The organism is Streptomyces sp. NPDC096324 (assembly GCF_044763015.1).
Taxonomy (GTDB): Bacteria; Actinomycetota; Actinomycetes; order Streptomycetales; family Streptomycetaceae; genus Streptomyces.
This window is the reverse complement of the sequence record NZ_JBIWFK010000025.1, coordinates 1-15,252: the sequence shown is the minus strand read 5'-3', so window position 1 is coordinate 15,252 and position 15,252 is coordinate 1. Positions and strand designations below refer to the sequence as shown.

The following is a 15,252-nucleotide window of genomic DNA, read 5'->3' as shown; positions in this document are numbered from 1 at the left end:
CCTGTCCCAGGCCAACCGGGGGAAACTGGTGCCGCGAACCTTGCTGAGCAAGCCTTGCTGAGCGTCCATGGTCCTAGACGGCCAGTGGGCGAATTTTCCGAGCCGACGATCCCCACAGTCGATGAATTAGACCACTGTATCATTCACGCCCTGCGAATCGACGGTCGGGCGCCGTTCAGCCGGATCGCCGAGGTTCTGGGCGTCTCCACGCAAACAGTCGCCCGTCGTTACGGGCGGCTGAGCAGCGAGTTGTCGCTTCGCGTCGTCGGAGTGGTGAACCCGCGGCAACCGTCGGGTGGGAAATGGATTCTGAGGCTGACGGCCAGCCCGAACACCGCTCAGAGCGTCGCGTACAGCCTGGCCCGGCGCGACGACACCACCTGGGTGCGGCTCGTGTCCGGGGGAACCGAAATATGCTTCGTCATGAACTCCGCGGCGCACCATACGCTGTTGTTCCGCGAGATCCCTCGTGTGGCCAACATCGCCGAGGTGTCGGCGCACCGCCTGCTGCACACCTATTTGGGCGGTCCCACCGCATGGCAGGGGCACACGACCGCCCTCACCATCGAGCAGCAGGAACAACTGCGCCGAGCGCGCGACTCGTCGGATGACGCCGACGAGCCCAAGCTCCGTGCGTCCCTGACCCAGGCGGACTGGCACCTGCTGGCGGCGTTGCAGAACAACGGCCGCATCAGCTACACGGACCTCGCCGCCGAGACCGGTCAGTCCTCCTCGACCATCACGCGCCGGCTCGCCGCTCTGCAGGCCGGCGGCATGCTCACCTTCGACGTCGAGATCAGTGCGGAGGTGTACGGCATCACCACGCAGTCCCTGCTGTGGATGTCCGTCGCCCCCGCGCACCTGAACCAGGTGGCGAGCACCCTGATCCAACACAGGGAACTGGCCTTCCTGGCCTCCACCACCGGCCCGACCAACCTGGTGGCCCTCGTCCTGTGCAAGAGTCCCAGCGAACTGCACGACTATCTGGCCGACAGTCTCAGCGCGCTGGACTCCATCCGCATGATCGAGACGAGTCCTGTCCAGAGGACCCTGAAATCCTGTAGTCCGTTCCTGCACAGCAGCCCCAGGCGCAGCGATTCGGCCTGACGCGGGTTCGGGCCTCCATCGGTCGATCTGTCGTCTTTCGGCCTGGCCCGCGTGAAGCGCGCCGAACCACCCCAAGCCGGGCTTCCCGGCTGAACTCCCGTCGAGTTCAGCCGGGGAAGCGGCGGTGACGTGCCGGAACGCGGGGCCCGTGGCCCGGCCCCGGAGTCGTCAGGGTGAGTGGCCGGCCAATCGGCGGCCCGGGGGCGTCAGTTGCTGTAGACGAGGTGGGCGATGCGTTCGGCGATCATGATCGTGGTGAGGTTGGTGACGCTGGAGGGCACGTACGGAATGATCGAGGCGTCCACGACTCGCAGGGCGGCGATTCCGTGCACGGCTCCGCGGGAGTCGACGACGGCCTGGGGCGAGTCGGCGGCCCCCATGGGGGCGGTGGAGGTGGGGTGACCGTAGATGGCGAGGCTGGATTCGATCACCCGCGTCAACTCCTCGGCGTCGTCGGGCAGTTCGCGCGGCATCAGAAGCCCGGCGAGCGACGGTGCGAGTGCCGGGTCACGGGCCAGATCACGGGCGATCCGTACGCCTTCGAGCATGCGTCGGCGGTCGCGTTCGGTGCCGAGGTAGTTGTGGTCGATCAGGGGCTGGGCCAGCGGATCGCGACTGGTGAGGCGCACCGTGCCCTGTGCCTCGGGGAGCACGAGAGCCGTCGACAGGGCGATGACGCCGCCGGCGGGCATGAACGGAGCCCCGCCCGGATGCACGGCGACGACGTTCAGGTCGAGTTCACCGTCCGCGGCCTCGCTGGAGGCGGTCCACAGCAGCGCGCCGAGGGCCGGAGCCATCTCCCCTCGCCCCGGGGCGAGGGCATGGACCGCGGGGCAGAACGGGTGGTCCTGCAGGTGTTGTCCGACGGGTAGGTCGGCGAGCGGCTCGATGCCGAGCGAGGCCAGTTCGCCGGCGGGGCCGATGCCGGAGCGCAGCAGGATCGCCGCGCTTCCGTAGGTCCCGGCGGAGAGGATCACCTCGTCGGCAGGGTGCACGGTCCCGTCGGCGGTGACCACTCCGGTCGCACTGCCACCGCTGAACAGGACCCGGTCGACGCTGACGGCACCGCGCACCGTGAGATTCGGGCGAGCGCGCACGTCAGCGGTGAGGTAGACCAGCGCGGTGTTCTGCCGGATCCCGTCGAGGACGTTGACCGCGAAGGCCCCGACGCCGTCCTGCTCGGCACCGTTGAAGTCGGTGATCCGCTTGTGGCCGAGGGCGACCGCGGCGTCGATGAAGCCACGATGCGCCGGGGTCAGCTCGGAGTCGGTCAGCTGGCGCACGGGCATCGGCCCGCTTCGCCCGTGGAACTCGTCCTCGCCGGTGGGGGTGTTCTCCAGTTCACGGAAGTACGGCAGGACGTCGGCGAAGCTCCAGTCGTCGAGCCCGTTCTCCGCCCAGCGGGCGAAGTCGCGGGCCCGGGCGCGGAGGGCGGCGCCGGCGTTGACGGCGGAACTCCCGCCCATCACCTTGCCGCGCAGGGCGACCATCGAGGGGCTCAGCCGCCCGCCCCGCGAGGTGTATCCCCAGTCGTGATCGAGATCGGCGATGCGGTTGGCGTCGAGCAGTGCGTCGGGGAACCGGGTGGGGCCGTAGTCCGGCCCGGCCTCGAGCAGCACGACGCGCCGGGCGGGGTCCTCGCTCAGGCGCGCGGCGAGCACCGCACCGGCCGACCCGCCGCCGACGATCAGGACGTCGGCCGGTTCGACGGAGTGGGACAAGGTAGGAGCCTTTCGGTCTCGTGGGAGTCGGAGGGAGCGTTCCGGAACCACGTTCAGTTCCGGATGACGCCCTTGTTCCGCATGAGGAAGTCGGCGAGGTAGCCGTCGTGCGGTACCGAGGGATCCATCCAGTGCGTGTACTGGCTTCCCAGGTACAGGTTGCTGATGGTCGGCTCGTCGAGCAGGCGGTCGATGAGCCGGCTGTCGTGGGTCATCGCGTTGAGCACGAGCGTGTTCCTCAACGGCTCGGTGCCGGCCTCGGGTGTCCACGGCGCGATCCACACGCAAGGGAACGGCAGTTCCACACCTGCCTGCGGAGCGGCCGGATCGTCGAGTTGGTGGACGGCCGGCATCAGCGCCGCGCTCCCGTCCCCGAGTTCGCCCACGACGCCGTCGCCGCCGAGCCAGGCCCGGGTGCCCGCCGCCTTCTTGAGCAGGTGCGTTTCGATCGCCTTGGCGACCGCGACCGGCTGTACGGGGAGTACGGCCTTGTCGTCCTCGGGCGGCAAGGGGGTCGCGGCGGACAACCGCGCCGCGACGGCCTCGGCGAGCGGAGCCGGGTCGCCCTCCACGAAGACGGCTGTCGTGTTCACGCATCCGGTCCCGCCGTGGCCGCTCACCGATGAGACGATCACGTCCAGGTGGTCGCGCCAGTCCACGTCGGCCGTGATGAGGATCTTCGACCGACCCGGCCCCTGCGGCAGCACCGTCGAGGCCCCGCCGTACTTGCGGGTCACCTCCTCGCCGCCGTACACCATCCCCAGGTCGGCGCCGCGCAGAACGGCGTCGGCACCGGCGTGGTCGGTGGGCAGGAGCGCCACCTGGTCGTCGGCGAATCCGGCGCTCCGCAGCGCCGCCACGAGCCGGTGCGGGGTGAAGGGATCGCGGCTCGACGGGCGGACCGCGACGCGGTAGCCCATCGCCAGTGCCTCGGGCCAGATGCTGTGGGTGCCGGGGTGGTTGCCCGCGGCGTGCACGGCGAACACGTCTCCGCGCCGTGTCCACACCGAACGCCCGGTCCGCGTCAGCGGATCGCGCCAGTCGTCGACCGCCCCCCGGGGACGCGCGTACTGGACGCTCGCATGAGCCTTCGCCACCCGCTCGGCGACCGTCGTGGTCGCCGTGACGACGGAGGAGATCGGGACTCCACCGACTCTGCTGACGGCGTGCTGATACTCCTCGACGGTCAGGCCGTCGATCGTCGAGGTCGCGAAGAGTTCCGCCGCACGGATCAGCGCGTCGGCCCGTTCGTCGGCCGGCAGGACACCGCCCCGGCGCAGCGCGGCCATGGTGCGGTTGACGTACAGCGGCGGTACGAGGCTCAGTTCCGCGCGGGCGGTGCCCGCCACATCGGTGACCGTCTGCCTGTTGCTGGCGCGGAAGGCGCCCTTCGCGCCGAGCGCGGGCAGGTCGATCATTAGTAGACCCCCTCGATGACGTCCTCGTCCTCGAACACCGCGACCGTGGAGATGTCGGCGACCGAGTCCCCGACCAGGCCGTTCTCCTGCGGAATGCGCGTGGCGAGGTCACGTTCCAGGTTGCTGGGCAGCAGGAAGGACTTGCTGACGTGGTTGACCAGCACCCGGCCCCGCTCTCCGTAGGGCACCGGATCGAGGCTCTTCGGATCGACGACCGTGAAGGTCACGTAGGGGGAGAACGAGTCGAAGACACACGGATCGTCGAGGGAGATCCCGGCACGCTCGCCGGCGACCCCGATGATCATCGTGCTGCCGTACTCGCCGCACAGCGCGACGTCGGGGAACACCTCGGTCTTGAAGATGCGCCGGGAGTCGGCGTCCATCTGCGTGCCGCCCCACCTGATGCACTTCACGCGCTCGTTCACCAGGGCGACCAGCTTCTCGTCCCTGGACAGCCGTTCCAGCAGCGGGGGCGTGATCGTGAGCAGGCCGACGTCCTGCGTCCGCAGGACCTCGGCGGCCTGGTCGATGAGGTGCTGGCCGTAGGCGTCGACCTGCCCGAACTGACCTTCGGCGATGAGCCGCTTCACCCAGCGCGGATCGAGGTCGATCGTGAAGCCGTGGCGGCCGTGCGTGACGGCGTGCTGCCGGAACAGGGTGCCCACGACGTGCGGCCCGGTCGGGATGATTCCCAGCCAGTTCGCTCCGCGCGGCACACCGTGACGGTCGAGGTTCGCGTTGCTCCAGCTCACCATGCGGACCAGCCAGTCCCGCATCAGGACGACCCGCTTCGGGGCGCCGGTGGTGCCGCCGCTTTCGAAGAACCCGATCACGTCGGGCTGATTTCCGTATCCCCTGGGTATCAGGTCCTCGCCCCGGACGTCACGAAGCTCCGCGGCCACGTTCGGGAAGAGCCGGAGGTCCTCGTGGGTCTTGACGTCGGCTCGCGGATCGAAGCCGAGCGTGGCGGCTCGGTCCAGCCAGAACGTGCAGCCGGTCTCGGGATTGAAGTGCCACTCCATGGCGGCGCGGATGAACTCGTCCGGATCGGGCTGGACGTCGAACGGGAGATCCAGGATCTGGTCTGGGGTGAGAGGCATGGTCACTTCCTCAGGGAAAGGGTCGGGTGTGTCCGGGCACGACGACGAAGCCGCCGAAGCGGTGAAAGGCGGTGGGCGTCAGGAGGGTTGGCCGAAGGAGCGGGGACTACGGCTGCAGCCGGCTCGTACGCCACTGGAGCGAGTCGCGGTCGTAGCGCAGCCTGCGGTGCAGCCGGTCCGAGCTGGCGGACCAGAACTCGACGACGTCGGGCTGAAGCCGGTAGCCGACGAAGAACTCCGGCCGGGGCTGGGCCTCCCCGGTCAGTTCCAGGCCGCGTGCCCTGGAGCGCAGGGCCTCGACGTCCTCCAGGCCCTCCAGGGGCTCACTCTGCCGGGTGACCGTCGACATGGCGTGCAACGGAATCGGCCGGGCGGACCACAGGGCGTCCGACTCGGCTTCGGGCAGGAGCACGACCGGACCGGAGAGAATGATCTGCTGACCGGTCTCCCTCCAGTACAGCAGACCCGACGCCCACCCCGTATCGGCGAGTTCGCGTCCCTTCTGGCTGCAACTGTGGCTGGTGAACACCAGACCGAGGTCGGTGACCTCGGTGATGGCGACCACCCGGTTGGAGGCGCGGCCGCGGGAGTCGGCAGTGGCCAGCGCCAGCGCGCTGGGCTCGCGGACTCCGATGTCCTTCGCCTCGGAAAGCCAGCTGCGCACCAGTCGGAGAGGTTCCGACGGCGGCCGGTCGTACTCGGGGAAGGGGAGGTCCACCTTCCCGCTGAGGGACTCGAATCCACTTGCGTCCATGAAAGGGCCCCCGTCAGACATTGATTGTTCCCTCGGCGACCATGACGGCGTGCCCGCCGACGGTGACCGAGCTGATCGACTCGCCGACCCCCTCGGCGGTCGCCCTCATGACCGAGGGGCGTCCCATTTCCACACCCTGGGTGATCCTGATCTCCTGCCCGTACTCGGCGAACCCGTGTCTGGCCAGGTGAATCGCGAGAGGCCCGGCGGCGGAACCGGTCGCCGCGTCCTCGACCACGCCGTAGGCGGGGGAGAACATCCGCGTCCGCCACCCCCCGTCCGCCGGGGCGAAGCAGTTGGCGGCCATGTCGGGGAAGCGCGAGAGGGCGCGATGATCCGGGTGGAGGGCGGAGAGCGCCTCGACGTCGCCCAGCCCCACGAACACGTGACGCGGCCCGTTGTGGTAGATCTCGACGGGGGCCGTCGACGACTCGACCCCGAGTGCGGCCAGGAGTTCCGTGGCGAGGTCGTAGGGCTTCGAACGGGGAACCGGCTGCTCCATCCGGACCCATGCGGCGCCGTCGCGGGTGCCCAGCTCGAACGGGATGACCCCCATCGCGGTCTCCAGCAGCAGCCTGTCGCGTCCCCAGGTCCGACCGAGCGCGAAGGCTGTGCCGAGCAGCGGGTGCCCGGCGAACGGCAGTTCGTTCACCGGGGTGAAGATCCTGATCCGTGCGTCGCCGTCCTGCTCTGCCGGCAGCACGAAGGTGACCTCGGAGAGGTTCATCTCCTTCGCGATGCGCTGCATCGTCCCACCGGTCAGATCCTCGCTGTCGAGGAAGACGGCGACCGGGTTGCCCAGCAGGGGCTCGCTGGCAAAGGCGTCCACGACCATGTATCGGTGCATTACTTGCGCTCCAGGTCTTGTGCCGGTACCGAGGGCCCGGCGGAGAAGGCGAGGCCGAGCGAGTCGATCCCCTCGGCCACCGCCGCGACGTCGAAGCCGGTGCGGTGGTCGGGTGCGTACCCGATGAGCTCGGCCGCCCGGTTGGGGGGCAGATGCTGATCCGCCGGAACGTCCGAGTCCCACCACATGACCGCGCCCCAGCGGCCGCGTTCACGGTCGGCGATCCACAGCTTCAGGCGCAGTCCCCTGACCTCGTGCCACGGCTCGACGGAGCCGTCACGAAGGTCCTCCTCCAGGGACTCGACGGTCTGGTGGGACCTGGCCAGGTCCCACCAGACGACATCCACTCTCATCGGCCGAGTACCCCCTGTATCGCCTTCTCGATGATGCGCGGGCCGTCGACGGTGAGCACCGACTCGGCGTGGAACTGCATCGAGGCGAAGCCCGGCCCGCGCAGCGCGTTCACCTCGCCGGTCTCCTGGTCCCGGCTCACCTCGACCACGCCGATCCCTTCGACGGTTCGCTCGCTCACCGCGCTGTGCGCGGCGAACGTGTTGTAGAAACCGACGCGTTCGGGCACGCCGAACAGTTCGATCGCACGCTGTACGCCCTGGTTGGGCACCTCGCGGCGGTGCAGCTCGAAGCCGAGCTTCGTGCTGAGCACCTGATGGCTCAGGCACACGGCCAGCATCGGCCGGCGACTCGCCAGCGCGGTGTCGATCGACTGCCGCAGCTTGGCGATCTTGGGGTGGGAGGTCGTCCGCGGATCTCCCGGACCGGGGCCGAAGACCGTCAGGTCGTGGGCCGCCACGTCGTACGGCTCGTCGAAGCGGCGGACCTCCACGGACAACCCCAGTGACCGCAGCTGCTGTTCGAGCATCGCGGTGAAGGTGTCCTCCGCGTCCACGACCAGTGCCGTCATGCCGTCCAGCGAGGCCCCGGCCGACGGACTCTCGCCCGTGCCCCGGAGCCAGAAGTCCGCGATCCCCTCGTTGCGGCGCTCCAGGGCGACGCGGACCTCCGGGTCGGCCGCGTAGCCGGAGGGACGGCCGGACTTGAGCGCGTTGAGCAGGGTCGCCAGCTTGCCGTGGGTCTCGGCGGCCTCGGCCATCGGGTCGGAGTGGCGCACCAGTGTGGCCCCCACGGAAATGTTCATCCGGCCGCCGGGATCGATGTCGGCCGTCCGGATCAAGATCGCCGAGTCGAGCGTCTGCTGTCCGGCCGCGTCCCGTCCGATCAGCGCGGCGACCCCGCTGTAGTAGCCGCGGCCCTTCGGCTCGTAGCGCGAGATGACCTTGGCGGCGCTCTCCAGCGGGCTTCCGGTGACGGTCGGGGCGAACATCGTCTCGTGCAGGACCTCGCGCACATCGCGGTTGGTCCTGCCCTCGATCAGGTACTCGGTGTGCGCCAGCCGCGCCATTTCCTTCAGGTACGGGCCGTGGACGCGCCCGCCGTCGTCGCACAGCCGGGCCATCATCTTCAGTTCCTCGTCGAGGACCATGTAGAGCTCGTCGGTCTCCTTGGTGTCGGCGAGGAACTCCATGACCCCCTGCAAGGTGGGGCCGCCGGACGGATACCGGTAGGTGCCGCTGATCGGGTTCATGACGGCCGTGCCGCCGGTGAGCGAGATGTGGCGCTCCGGTGTCGCACCGACGAGAGTGTTGCGGCCGGTGTGGATGATGAAGGTCCAGTAGGCCTTCTCCTCGCGCTCCAACAGCCGCCGGAAGAACGACAGGGCGCTGGTCAGCGAGTAGTCGCCGATGTCCGCGACGAACGAGCGCTTCATCACGAAGTTGGCACCCTCGCCGGTGCCGATCTCCTCGGTGACGATCTGACGCACCATCTGCGCGTAGGCGTCGTCGTCCATGTCGAAGTGACCGTCGGTCAACTCCGTCGGGACCTGCGGGAAGCCGGCGAGCGCTTCGGCGACCGGCACCGTGTCACGAGCGGTGAGGCTCATCGCGAGCAGGGGCGTGGCGTCGTCCAGCGCGGCGAAGCCGCGATCGGCCAGCTGCCGGTAGGGGACGAGGACCAGCGTGTCGAGCGCGGGCCCCGGCCCGGGGTCGTCGGCCAACGGGATGTCGTCCAGCGACTTGTACTCGGTCACCTGGCCGGTCAGGACGTCCAGCGTGCCGGGGGAGCCGCTTTCGGGGCGGTGGATGATCGCGAAGGCGGGTACCTCCAGCGCGAGAACCTGTTCGAGCAGGGCGCTCATGCGAGCACGTCCTCGGTCCGGACCACCATGGCGCAGCACCGTGCCGCGTATTCGAGGGTCATCGTGTGGCGGTCCTCGGAGAAGTCGCCGAGCGCGTCGGCGACCAGGAAGGGCTGGACGTCGTTGGAGAACGCCTCCAGAGCGGTCGACAGCACGCCTATATGCGCATAGACGCCGCAAATGATCAACTGGTCACGCCGCTGCGCGCGCATGCGCTGGAGCAGCTCCGACTTGAAGAACGCGCTGTAGCGCCACTTCGTGCTCACCCAGTCGTCCGCGTCGGGTGCGAGTTCGGGCACGACCGCGCGTTCGGTCTCGTCCGTGCGCATACCGGGGCCCCAGAAGTCCTTCAGGAGCCCACGCTGCTCGTCCGTCATCCCGCCGGGCTGGGCGGTGTAGGCCACCGGCACCCCCAGCGCTCCACAGCGCTTCTTGAGATCGGCGATGTTGCTCACCAATTCACTGCGCATGCCCTCCTCGAAGGGCTCCAGGAAATAGCTCTGCATGTCGTGGATGAGGAGCACCGCCCGATCCGGGTCGACGGTCCAGCGCACGGTGTTCTCCGGCAGCGCATCCCTCAGCGGCAGTCTGTAAGGCGCGATCGGCGGTATTCCCGTCATCACAAGGCTCCCTCTCTAGGAATCTCAGTACTCGGACCACGCCGAGACCACCTTGATGGCCTGGGGGGTGTTGAGCCGCGGATCGCACAGGCTGGTGACGGGGCCCGACCCCAGCTCGGCCGTGTCCAGCACGCACTCGGTCACGTCGTCGGGGGTCGCCTCCAGGTGAAGCCCCCCGGCCGGAACCCCCGCCAGGTCCAGGACCCGCCGGAAGCCACGGACTTCCCGGGCGACGGTTTCCACGAGCCGGTACTTGGTGCCGTCGGCCGCGCAATCGGTGTTCCCGTGCATCGGGTCGCTGAGCCAGACCACCGGGTGCCCGGCCGACTGCACCGCCTCGACGAGCCGGGGCAGCCTGTCGGCGACGAGGTCGGCGCCCATGCGCACGATGAGTGAGAGCCGGCCCGGCTCCCGCTCCGGGTCCAACCGGTCGCACAGTTCGACGATCTCGCCGGCGGTCATCGACGGGCCGACCTTGCAGGCGACCGGGTTGGCCACCTGGGCGAGCAGTGCGACGTGCGGGCCGTCGATCTGCCGGGTCCGCTCACCGATCCACGGCCAGTGGGTGGAGCCGAGCAGGTGCCGACCGCCGCCGTCGAGTTCTCGGAGCATCGACATCTCGTAGTCCAGGAGCAGCGCTTCATGGCTGGTCCAGACGACAGGCCCGTCGAGCCGGGGCGCCGACCCGACCCACCCGAGCCGCGTCGTGATCTCCCGCGCCGCCATGTAGCCCGTGAGCATGCGCAGTGGATCGGGGCGCCTGCTCTCGTGGGTGGGCTCCGGCCCGTTGATCATGTGCCCGAAGAAGGACGGCAGTTCGTCGTCGCCGAGCTTCTCGACCTGGCTGGAGCGGGGCTTGCAGAACTGCCCCGCGATCCGCCCGACCCGCAGCGTCTGCCTGCCGGTGGCGTTCTCCAGGTTCTGGGCGAGCAGATCGATGAGTCCGGTCTTGCCTCGGATGTGCCCGGCGGTGCACTCGGCCGGGTCCTCCGCACAGTCCCCGGCCTGGAGCACCTGCATCTCGCCGGTGGCGACGCGGGCCAGGTGGGAGCGGAGGTTCTCGACCTGCGCCGCGGTCACCAGCGGTGTGACGGATGACAGCATCGCTCGTACGAGCTCGACCTGTGAAGGGTTGTCCCATTCGGGCTGATGGCGCGCCTGGGCTCTGTCGATGTCGGCAAGGATGTTTCCCATAACGACCTTCTCCATTGATGGGTAAGAAGCCGCCCGGCGAACGGCGTTCAGGTCGGTATGTCGGCCCGCTTGACCTGAGGAACGGTGATGCCCAGAGCCCTGAACTGCTGGCAGGGGTTCATGAACTCGCGCTGGCGCTTGATCTTCCCGTTCTCGAACAGGAAGGAGTGCAGGAAGTGATTGCTGTAGTGGCCGTCGGGATAGTCGGGGAAGCGGATCGTTCCCTCGCCGTCGCATTCGACCCAGAACTGGTTGGGGTCCTGCGTGTCGAAGATCTCGACGTTCGTCCAGACCCAGTCGGGGAAGCACTTGAGCGACCATTGGCCGTGGTCACCCAGTCGGTCCCTGCCCGTGATGACGATCGGCTGCCCGGTCTCGGTCGTCCAGAGACCACCGGTGCCGTCCTCGGTGAACAGAAGGTGCCGACGCAGGCGATCCTCCCCGCGGGTATTCATGTACTGCTTCACGATCGCGCGGTTGCTCGCTCGCAGTTCCGCGTCGCCGCGGGAACTCGAGAATGTATCGGTGGCTTCAGTGGTGCCGGTGATGTCGACCATTGGCTCTTCCTGTAGTGCCGAAGTAAAGCGGAAGGCACCGCGCGCACAAGGGCGGACACGACACGACCAGACATGACGACGCCGAAAGGGCACCATCATGCATTGGTTCATGAGATTTCTGTTGAGCCCCCCTCCCGCGCTCGGCGGGTAGGCGAAATCTTGTTCATACCCCGGCTGGTTCGGGAAGCCGATCACCGCCGTCTGACCGAAAAATTCCAGCCGGAATCTCCGTCTGAGGGATCTGCTCCATGGCGGGCGCGATTTCGCCTGAGTGCTCGTGAAACGATCTTGTGACTGTGGGCGGGTGGGCCGTGTCCGGTGTGACGATTCGTCCGACGCCGGCTGTGCCGGTGGACGGAAGCGGGAGTGTTCGACGATCCACCGGACACCGCTCGCGGAGTCGAACGCGTCCCGGCGGATCGACGGGACGCGCGCCTGCTCCGGTCGACGGCGTCCCGACCGGACGACCTGGTCCCACGCGTGCGGCCCGAGTCTCTTCCCGGTGACAAGGGTGACGACAGTGGGCAATCGACAAGCCGGCACCGTGATCGTGTTACGAGGCCTGAGCCCTGAGACCTGAGCCCCGATCCACCGATCAGGGCTCCGGGTGGCGGCCGGTCGAACATCCGGGAGCCGGGCCGCCTGCCGGCCCGCACTCCTGTCCCCTCTATAGGGGCCGCCCGCGACCACTCCTACCGGCAGCCCGGAGCTCCTGGCTGCACCGGTGCCCGGGCACCCGCCGCCGGCCTGACCGCCGACGTGCTGGAACCTCGCGTCCGACGTGAATTTCGGCCACGCGAGCCGCGCTCGATGGAACGAACAGGCCAATACCGCGCCACGTGCGGTGGCCAAACCTATAGGGCACCTATGTTCGCGGTGCGCGCTGCACACTTCGATGATTTCCATATCGAAGGATGCGGGAAAATATCGCCCGAGCATCGGCCGCGATCACCCATATCTCGCATGACACAACCCACACAAGACACTTTGCCCAACCAGAAGGAATTCCAGTGAAGCGTATCGGTGAACATGCGGTGGTGCTGGGAGCGAGTATTTCGGGTCTGCTTGCAGCCCGGGTGCTCTCCGAGGCATTCGACCGGGTAACGGTGGTCGAGCGTGACCAGCTGCCGGAGGGGCAGCGGACTCAGCGGCGAGGTGTCCCGCAGGGTCGCCACGCTCATGGCCTGCTCTCCAAGGGCGCGAAGATCTTCGAGGAGCTGTTCCCGGGGATACTCGACGACTTCGTCGCCGGTGGCGCGCCCGTCATCGACGGACCCGCCGAGCTGCGGATGAGCTTGGGCGGGCACTTGTTGTGCATGGACGGCGAGTACGCCGACCTGTCCCGCACCTACCAGCCGAGCCGGCCGCATCTGGAGAGCCGGCTCCGCGCCCGGATCGGGGAGCTCGCGAAGATCAAGATCATCGACGAGTGCCAGGTCACCGGCCTCGAGACCACCTCGGACCATGACGCCGTCACCGGTGTGCGTGTCAGGTACGTGGGCAGCGGCTCGGAGGACGTGATCCCCGCCGATCTGGTGGTGGACGCGACCGGCCGGTCCGGACGGACCACCAAGTGGTTGGTCGAGATGGGATACGAGCCCCCGCTCGAGGAGCGTATCGACGTCGACATCATGTACACCAGCCGGTATCTGCGGCCGGCCCCTGGTTCGATGGGCCGTGAGAAGGTCGTGATCATCGGGCACGCGCCGGGGAGCCCCAAGGGCGCGGAATTCCTGGAGGAAGAGGACGGCCGCTGGGTCCTGACGCTGATCGGATACCGCGACCACCATCCGCCGACCGACCCGGCCGGGTGGGTGGAGTTCGCCAGGCCGTTGGTTCCCGAACACGTCTTCGCGGCGATCCGCGACGCCGAGCCGCTCAGCGAGATCTCCGCGCACCGGTTCCCGGCGAGCGTGCGCCGTCGCTATGAGAAGCTGACCCGCTTCCCGCGCAGGCTGCTGGTGGTGGGCGATGCGATATCCAGCTTCAACCCCATCTACGCCCAGGGGATGACGGTGGCCTCGCTCCAGGCGATGGCGCTGCGTGACTCGCTGAGCGGTGACCTGGATCAGGTCGGGCAGCGCTTCTTCCGCAAGGCCGCCAAACCCATCGGCGTCGCCTGGAAGATGGCGACCGGCAGTGATCTGGCCCTGCCTCAGATCGAAGGCCCGAGGCCCCTTCCCGTGCGGCTCATCAACTCCTACATGGACAAGGTGCTCGCCGCGGCCGAAACGGACATGGTCGTGGCCGAGAAATTCCTGAAAGTCCAGTACCTGCTTGAACCGCCGACAGGACTGTGCACCCCGGGCATCATGTGGCGCGTTTTGATGGGAAATCGCCGGCGGCGCTTCCCGGCTCACACCAGTTAATGGAGGAAACGAAATGACCCTCTCCATCGCCGACAAGATTCTTCGGCTCTCCCTGACCACGTTCCCGTTCATAGACGCGTCACAGTTCTTTCCGTCGCTCTCCACGTACAAGGTTGACAGGGCCTTCGAACTCGCCGAGTTCGAGGAGGCCATGAAGCACTTCTTCCGGGGGAATCCGCTCTTCTCAAAGTGTCACTTGGTGGAGCTGACCTTCGACACTCCTGAGGATTTCCCCCTCTCGTCGTTCCAGGAGCTCCTCGCGGAAAAGTACGAAAGCTACTACGACAGCTTTCTGCTCGCCTCCGTCACCTATCGCTCCGACCCGCACCTGCAGGGCATCTTCACGTGCATACCGTTTCCGTTGCAGGACGGATACAAGGTTTTCCGATTCCACCAGGCGCTGATGAGCACCCTGAAGACCCGTCAGGACGGCTTCCGGATCGCCGAAGGCCTCGCCGAGCTGGAGATCCGGGCCGATGAGCTGGCGGACTTCTTGCCGCCCGCTCAGACTTCGCCCTCCGGTGCGACCAAGGAACTCCCCGTCACGTTCACCGAGGGCTCCGACGCGCCGGTCAAGATCGGCTCCTTCCTGGAGCGAATGAGGTCGGATTTCCTTGACCGCGACAGCGCGAACATGTTCGTCCTCAAGAACAGCCTCTACTCACCGAAGCTGCCGCTCGGCAACACACTTCGGTTTCTGACGGTGCCGCGAAGCGTCATCGAGCAGAGCACGGGAATCCAGATCCGTGACTACTATCGCGCCGAGGAGCAGCGCGAGATAGACGCGCTGTCCCGCATCGAGCGGCGAGAGGACTTCGTCGAGGCCGGCCAGGCCAGAATCGGGAAGATGATCGCCACGCCCGACGTCTTTGCCGTGAACAACTACGGCAATGTATCGGCGCACGACGGCACGGACGCCCACGCGGACCAGGGCACGCTCGTGAAGTACGAGTGGCACATGCCGCTCATCGTGTTGGGACTTACCGTGGGCGAGAGGTCCGGACTCTCGTGGACCATCACCATTCGCGACAAGGCGTTCAACTTCGCGACGGTCCGCCGGACTTCCCCGCAGGATGACACCGTCCAGGCGGCCACCGGAAACCGAGGGGTCTGAGGCTCGGCCTCGGAGCGAACAGCCTGACGATTCGTGAAAAACTCGAAGACTTCATGAATGGTCACGGCCCGCTCGTCTTCCACCGGGTGGCCAGGGGCTCGCGCCCCTGGCCACCCGACCGCGTCCCCGCCCCCCCCCCCCCCCCCCCGGGGGGACCCGACCCCGGGGGCGCGCCCCCCCGGGCCCCACCCAGGCCCCCACACACCCCCCCGGCCGGACGCGTGACCCCCCCCCCC

At 68.1% G+C, this 15,252-nt stretch carries 13 protein-coding genes; 3 read left to right on the top strand and 10 right to left on the bottom strand.

Going from position 1 to position 15,252, the window contains the following annotated elements:
* Positions 1-84 precede the first annotated feature (84 nt).
* A complete protein-coding gene (locus tag ACIQ7M_RS38945; protein WP_389846563.1) occupies positions 85-1,107 on the top strand; it encodes an Lrp/AsnC family transcriptional regulator in 1,023 nt (340 codons plus the stop codon).
* A gap of 206 nt (positions 1,108-1,313) precedes the next feature.
* Here the strand turns inward: ACIQ7M_RS38945 and ACIQ7M_RS38940 are convergent, their stop codons facing one another.
* The 10 genes from ACIQ7M_RS38940 to ACIQ7M_RS38895 all read right to left on the bottom strand — a co-directional run bounded on the left by ACIQ7M_RS38940 (position 1,314) and on the right by ACIQ7M_RS38895 (position 11,533).
* Complete coding sequence (locus ACIQ7M_RS38940) at positions 1,314-2,828, bottom strand: GMC family oxidoreductase (RefSeq protein ID WP_403653307.1); 1,515 nt, start codon at positions 2,826-2,828, stop codon at positions 1,314-1,316.
* Positions 2,829-2,881: 53 nt separating this feature from the next.
* Positions 2,882-4,246 (bottom strand): aldehyde dehydrogenase family protein, encoded by a 1,365-nt coding sequence (locus ACIQ7M_RS38935; RefSeq protein WP_403653304.1) that lies wholly within the window; start codon positions 4,244-4,246, stop codon positions 2,882-2,884.
* Positions 4,246-5,346: a phenazine antibiotic biosynthesis protein gene (locus ACIQ7M_RS38930; protein WP_403653301.1), complete on the bottom strand. Its 1,101-nt coding sequence runs from the start codon at positions 5,344-5,346 to the stop codon at positions 4,246-4,248. The genes ACIQ7M_RS38935 and ACIQ7M_RS38930 overlap by 1 nt, the downstream gene beginning before the upstream one ends.
* A 106-nt stretch (positions 5,347-5,452) precedes the next feature.
* Positions 5,453-6,100, bottom strand: a complete 648-nt coding sequence (phzG, locus tag ACIQ7M_RS38925; RefSeq protein ID WP_403653298.1) for a phenazine biosynthesis FMN-dependent oxidase PhzG — start codon at positions 6,098-6,100, stop codon at positions 5,453-5,455.
* A 13-nt stretch (positions 6,101-6,113) separates the two neighbouring features.
* Positions 6,114-6,947 carry a PhzF family phenazine biosynthesis protein gene (locus ACIQ7M_RS38920; RefSeq protein ID WP_403653295.1) on the bottom strand — a complete coding sequence of 278 codons (834 nt, stop codon included), beginning with the start codon at positions 6,945-6,947 and terminating at the stop codon, positions 6,114-6,116.
* Positions 6,947-7,300 (bottom strand): hypothetical protein, encoded by a 354-nt coding sequence (locus tag ACIQ7M_RS38915; RefSeq protein WP_403653292.1) that lies wholly within the window; start codon positions 7,298-7,300, stop codon positions 6,947-6,949. The genes ACIQ7M_RS38920 and ACIQ7M_RS38915 overlap by 1 nt, the downstream gene beginning before the upstream one ends.
* A complete protein-coding gene (locus tag ACIQ7M_RS38910) occupies positions 7,297-9,162 on the bottom strand; it encodes an anthranilate synthase family protein (protein WP_403653289.1) in 1,866 nt (621 codons plus the stop codon). Before ACIQ7M_RS38910 ends, ACIQ7M_RS38915 begins: the two co-directional genes overlap by 4 nt.
* Positions 9,159-9,782: an isochorismatase family protein gene (locus ACIQ7M_RS38905; protein WP_355766131.1), complete on the bottom strand. Its 624-nt coding sequence runs from the start codon at positions 9,780-9,782 to the stop codon at positions 9,159-9,161. Before ACIQ7M_RS38905 ends, ACIQ7M_RS38910 begins: the two co-directional genes overlap by 4 nt.
* Positions 9,783-9,806: 24 nt before the next feature.
* The gene (locus ACIQ7M_RS38900; RefSeq protein ID WP_355766128.1) at positions 9,807-10,976 is read right to left on the bottom strand and encodes a 3-deoxy-7-phosphoheptulonate synthase; all 1,170 of its coding nucleotides are present in this window, start codon (positions 10,974-10,976) and stop codon (positions 9,807-9,809) included.
* Between the two features lie 47 nt (positions 10,977-11,023).
* Positions 11,024-11,533, bottom strand: a complete 510-nt coding sequence (locus tag ACIQ7M_RS38895) for a PhzA/PhzB family protein (protein ID WP_389846583.1) — start codon at positions 11,531-11,533, stop codon at positions 11,024-11,026.
* Between the two features lie 914 nt (positions 11,534-12,447).
* Here ACIQ7M_RS38895 and ACIQ7M_RS38890 point away from each other — a divergent pair.
* Positions 12,448-13,902 carry an FAD-dependent monooxygenase gene (locus ACIQ7M_RS38890; RefSeq protein WP_355766122.1) on the top strand — a complete coding sequence of 485 codons (1,455 nt, stop codon included), beginning with the start codon at positions 12,448-12,450 and terminating at the stop codon, positions 13,900-13,902.
* 13 nt (positions 13,903-13,915) lie between these two features.
* On the top strand, positions 13,916-15,016 hold the full coding sequence (locus tag ACIQ7M_RS38885; protein WP_355766119.1) for a hypothetical protein: 1,101 nt from the start codon (positions 13,916-13,918) through the stop codon (positions 15,014-15,016).
* Positions 15,017-15,252: the final 236 nt, after the last annotated feature.